This is a genomic window from Caulobacter sp. SLTY, from assembly GCF_009905535.1.
Lineage (GTDB): Bacteria > Pseudomonadota > Alphaproteobacteria > Caulobacterales > Caulobacteraceae > Caulobacter.
In genome coordinates this window covers 1-4986 of record NZ_JAAALA010000063.1, presented here as the reverse complement: position 1 = coordinate 4986, position 4986 = coordinate 1, and the positions used below count along the sequence as shown (strand labels likewise).

At 70.0% G+C, this 4986-nt stretch carries 5 protein-coding genes; all 5 read left to right on the top strand.

What is annotated here, in order from left to right:
• On the top strand, positions 1-903 hold a 903-nt coding region (locus GVN21_RS20080), incomplete at its 5' end, for a hypothetical protein (protein WP_205690210.1).
• Between the two features lies 1 nt (position 904).
• The gene (locus tag GVN21_RS20075) at positions 905-1336 is read left to right on the top strand and encodes a hypothetical protein (protein ID WP_166576515.1); all 432 of its coding nucleotides are present in this window, start codon (positions 905-907) and stop codon (positions 1334-1336) included.
• Positions 1336-1776, top strand: a complete 441-nt coding sequence (locus GVN21_RS20070; RefSeq protein ID WP_166576514.1) for a hypothetical protein — start codon at positions 1336-1338, stop codon at positions 1774-1776. The genes GVN21_RS20075 and GVN21_RS20070 overlap by 1 nt, the downstream gene beginning before the upstream one ends.
• Positions 1777-1779: 3 nt before the next feature.
• Positions 1780-3828, top strand: a complete 2049-nt coding sequence (locus GVN21_RS21285) for a hypothetical protein (protein ID WP_166576513.1) — start codon at positions 1780-1782, stop codon at positions 3826-3828.
• A gap of 2 nt (positions 3829-3830) precedes the next feature.
• Positions 3831-4986 (top strand): hypothetical protein (locus GVN21_RS20060; RefSeq protein ID WP_205690209.1); only part of this gene is annotated, 1156 nt, incomplete at its 3' end.

Sequence of the window (4986 nt, the reverse complement as noted above, 5' to 3'; positions counted from 1 at the left end):
GGGGTGGTGTTCGCCGAGCGGCTGGGGCGGCGGCTGCGACTGCTGGTTCCGGGGCAGGATGGGTATGAGGCGCTCGACCTCAACAAGCATCGCGGGCTGATCGATCCCGTGGTGGCCATGGCCTGGCAACAGACGCCGCACGAGAGCGTCTGGTGTGTGACGGCCAGCGGCGGGCTGGAGGCGATGACCCTTCAGCTGGAGGACAAGGTGTTTGGCTGGCGCCGGCATCTGCTTGGCGGCGCGGTCGAGGCCGTGGCGGTGGCGCCGGCGCCGGACGGTGGTCGAGACGATGTCTGGCTGATCGTGCGCAGGCTGATCGACGGCGTCGAGCGGCGGTATGTGGAGCTGATGGCGGCCGAGTATGCGGCGGGCGACGATGCGGCCTTGAGCGTCTACGCGGCCAGCGCCCTGACCTATGATGGACCGGCAACGGCTGAGTTGTCGGGGCTGGACCATCTGGACGGCGAGGCCCTGGTCATCAAGGCCGATGGGGCGGCGCATCCGGCGCGGACGGTGGCGGGCGGGGCGATCACGCTGCAGGCGCCGGCCGCCAAGGTGGTGGCGGGCCTGGCCTGTCCCTACGCCGCCGAGACCATGCCCCTGGAGGCCGGCGCAGCGGCGGGTGTCGCCCAAGGTCGGATCAAGCGGGTGCATGCGCTCACCGTCCGTCTGCTGGACAGCCTGGGAGGCCGTTTCGGCCCGGCGATCGGCCGCACCGACCCGCTGCAGCATCGCCAGCCCGGCGAGGCGATGGATGCCCCGCCGCCGCTGACCACGGGGGACATCAACCTGGTGTTTCCGGGCGGCTATGAGGGCGCGGCGCGGATCGCGTTCGAGGGTGACGACGTGTTCCCCATCACCGTGGTGGGGCTCTATCCGGAGCTTGTGACCTATGAAGGTTGAGGTGATTGCGTTCCGAGGCGCGCACCTGGAGGACCTGGTGTTGCAGCCGGCCCAGGCCGCCTGGCGTGGACGCTTCGATCCGGGCGCGGGGGCCGCGCTGGAGTCCGGCGGCGGCGCCTGGACCCTGATGCGTGGCGGCGCTGTTGTCGGCTGTGGCGGCGTGATCGATCGGGGATCGGGGAGGGGCGAGGCCTGGGTCCTGCTGGCCCAGGATGCGGGGTCGGCGATGCTGACCGCCACCAGGGCTGTTCGCCGCTACATCCGGACCGCGCCGTATCGGCGGATCGAGGCGGTGACATCGGTGGATTTCGCGCCCGCGGGTCGCTGGACGCGACTGCTGGGTTTCCGGTCCGAAGGGGTAATGCGCGCCTATTGCGAGACCGGCGGGGACGCCGAGCGCTGGGCGATCGTTCGTGAAGAGGAGAAGGCCTGATGGCTTGGGTAGGCGCGATTCTGAACATCGTCAGCGCGGTCGTCGGGATCGGCGGTCAGGCCGCGGACGGCCAGGCGGCGGCGGCCGACCGGACGGCCGGCTGGAAGCTGGCGGAGGCCAACATGAAGACGGCGGGCGATCAGAGCGCGGCGCGGGAAGAGGCGGTTCGGCGTGAGAGCCGGGAGGTGCTTGGCGCGCAGGCGGCGGCGATCGCCGAGAGCGGCGCCGGCCTGGGCGGATCCAACCGGCTGCTGATGCAGCAGGACGCCGGGCTGGCGGAGCTGGACGCCCTGAACGTTCGCTACGAGGGGGCGCTGGTCCAGCGTCAGTACGAGAACGAGGCGCTGATGCTGAAGGTGCAGAAGCCTGATTTCCCGCTGCCGATCAGCTGGCAGGCCAAGCGCGCCCGCCGGTCGTTCGACTGGGATGTGGAGGGCTGATCGATGGTGTCGATTCCGCGGTACCAGCGACGCACCAACGTCGAATTGCGCGGCATGCGCATGGACCCCGCCTGGCGCCCGCCGGGCATGGGCCAATCCATGCGCGAGGCGAGCAACGTGCTGAGCGGCCTGTCGTCCATCGCGTCCAATGTGCAGACGCTGGGCGACGAACTCGAGGTCCGGAGGGCGGAACGCGCCACCGGGGGGGCGCTGGGCAAGGCGTCCACGACCGGCCTGGCCATCGGCGGCGTGGCGGCGGACAGCGCGGTCGCCGAGTCGCTGGCCAAGGGCGAGAGCGGCCATCTGACGGCGCGGGCGGCGGCGGAGGCCGTCGATGGCGCCTACGATCCGCTGATCGCAGGGGCGGCGAATCCGACGCTTAGAGCCGGGTTCGAGATCCAGCGCGACACGCTGAAGGCAGCGTGGACCAAGGCCGCCGAACAGCTGGAAGGCGTCCGGGAGGCCGCTCGCCGGGCCGCGGTCAGCGCCCATGCGCTGGACACCGCCCGAACCCTGATCGGGATCGCCCAAACACCGGAGCTGGTGGAGTCCCTGACCGAGCGCAGCCTGCTGTTCAACGACCGTCTGATCCGTGAGGACGGGCAGGATCCGGCCACGCTGGACGATCGTCGACGGGCACGGGCCGAAGAGATCCACCGCCTGGCCGAACTGCGCAAGGCGGAGCTGGATCCGCGCGGCTATCTGGCCAGATCCGGAGAAGGGCCGGCCAGCAGCCTGGTCACGACCGAGACGAGGGACGCCGCCACCCTGGTCGCCAGCCGGGCGGTCGAGGACGGCGATCGCCGCACGGACAGCGACGTCCTGGCGCGGGCCGCGGCCGGCACGTTGGACGAGCGGGGGCTGGATGCGGCGATCGCACGGGGCGAGGTCGATGGCGATCGCCTGGCAGTCGGTGAGGCCCGCAAGCTGATCCAGCAACAGCAGGCCGAAGCCGCGCGACGTCGGGCGGACGAGACGCTGATGGTCAAGGTCCGGGCCCGCCGGATGAACCTGGACCTCGGCCGGCGCGATCACCGGCGGGCGCTCCAGAGCGACTTCGCCCAGGCGGCGGCCAGGGAAGATCCGAAGGACTGGGCGGACTGGACCTTCCGCTACATCAATTCGGTCGGCGCCGTGCCGCCGCAGGTGACCGATGGACTGGAGACGCTGTTGCGATCCAGCGATCCAGCCAAGCTGGCGCAGGGCGGAAGCCTGTTTGTGAAGCTGGAGGCCATGAACCCGTCCTATGTGGCGGGGCTGTCCGACACGGCGCGGGATCGAGGCGGCTATCTGGATCATCGGCGGGTGGAGCTCGGCGACTTCAAGGCTGCGGCGAGAGCCCTCGCCACCCGCGATCGCCTTGGTCCGGAACTGGTCGCCCGTCGCAACGCGGCCTTCGATCGCGACAAGAGGTTTGCGCCTCACATGGCGGAGAGCGTGTTGCGGCAGTCGATGCAGGACGATGTCGATGTCGGCGACCATGCGGGTTGGACGGGGAAGATCCGGTTGATGGCGCTGGGCGACGTACACGGAGCATTCAAGGCGCCGCCCTTGATGATGGCCGACTATGACCGGGCGGCGCGCGTGGCCTATCGCGAGCACGGCGACCTGCGACGGGCCTATGGCGAAGCCTATCAACAGGTACGCCGGCGGTGGCGGCCGAGCTATATCAACGGCGCGCCGGAATTCATGCGCGACCCGCCCGAGGTAAACTTCCGGATTGGCTCGGAGCCACCGACGGAGGCCATCAAGTGGCAGCGGGCACAGGCGGCCTGGCGGTTCAATATCGCGGACGCGCGGTCGGTCCGGTTCAGCCAGCTGCCCGGGCGGAACACGGTGGACGGCAAGCCTGTCTACGCGATCTTCATCGCCAGCAAGGACGGCTGGATCCGCGCCAAGGATCCCAAGACCGGCGCGCCATCGGAATGGGCGCCCGACGTGGCCGGGGAAAAGTGGTGGCGCGGTGTCCAGCAAAAGAAGAAGCGCGACGAGCGCATCGCGGCGGATGACAAGCGGGCCCGCGCGGCAATGCCCAAGCCGCTGGGGCGCTGAACATGCCGGACAAAGCCAAGGGGCCGTCGCGGCCCGAGCCCCGGGACCACCGCCTGTTCGGAGGTGTTGATGCGACCGGCGCCTCGCCGTTCGTCATCCGTGCCGAGAGGGAGAAGGCGCAGGCCAAACGTAAGGCGGAGCGAGCGAAGAAACCTCTTCTCGAACGGGAGCGCCGAACCGTCGAAGCCGCCTTCAGAACCGAGAACACGGTCGGCAGTACGATCAACGCCCTGGCGTTTGCCGGCAGAAGGGCCGCCGCCCGCGAGAAGTACGGCTTCATCCGCGATTACTCGCCGATCGACCATGTCTCCAGGGATCCCCGGTTCGACAGCGATTGGGACAAGTTCGCGCTGAGCGGCTCGCCCCAGGAAACCGAGGAGATCAAGGCGCAGATTCTTGTCGAGCGCGCGGATCGGCAGGAGCTGCAGGACGCCGGGCTCAGCGGCCTCATCTACCAGGGCGCAGCGGCGATCTTTGATCCGGTAAACGTTGCTCCAGGCGGCCAGGTCGTCAGGGGCGGCAAGGCCGCACGCGTGTTGTTCGGCGGCGTCAAGGAGGCGTCGGTAGCGGCAGCGACGGAGGGCTATCTGACGCTCACCCAGCTCGAGCGCGATGACCAGGCCGAGAACATCGTGACGTCCGCTCTGATCGGCTCCGCCCTTCCCCCGCGCGCTGCTTCGCCGACCAAGGCGCGGCCGCCGACGGCCCGGGAGACGCTGTTCGGAGTGGAGTCGGCTCAGTCGATGGCGATCCGCGAAAGCGACCGGGGCGCCAGGCTGGCCGCCGGCGAGGCCAGTCCGGCCGCGCGGTCGGCTGTCGCGTCATTTGCCGGGGAGGATGGGCTCGGCGCGCTCAAGGCGGCCGTGCGGGCGGTGACGGTCGATCTGGCTGACGAAGCCGCGGCCGTGGACGCCGGAGACCTGGTCCCCAAACAGGCGGCGGCGGTGCTTCGGGTGCTGGGCGCCGACGCCCGCGGCGCCGTCGATGACAAGGCGATGGCCGACATCGTCAGCGATCTGAAGCGCCTCACGACGGCGCCGAATGCGCTGTCCATGGAAAGACGGGCGGCCATTCTGCGATTGCAGACCACGATCCGGGGCCTGAGGCGCGGCCTGGCGGCGCGCCTCAGGCCCCGGATCGTGGTCTGCAATCGCAGAA

Coding starts and splice junctions, on each gene's coding strand:
- GVN21_RS20070 (WP_166576514.1), top strand. CDS start 1,336: ATGGCTTGGGTAGGCGCGATTCTGAACATCGTCAGCGCGGTCGTCGGG.
- GVN21_RS21285 (WP_166576513.1), top strand. CDS start 1,780: ATGGTGTCGATTCCGCGGTACCAGCGACGCACCAACGTCGAATTGCGC.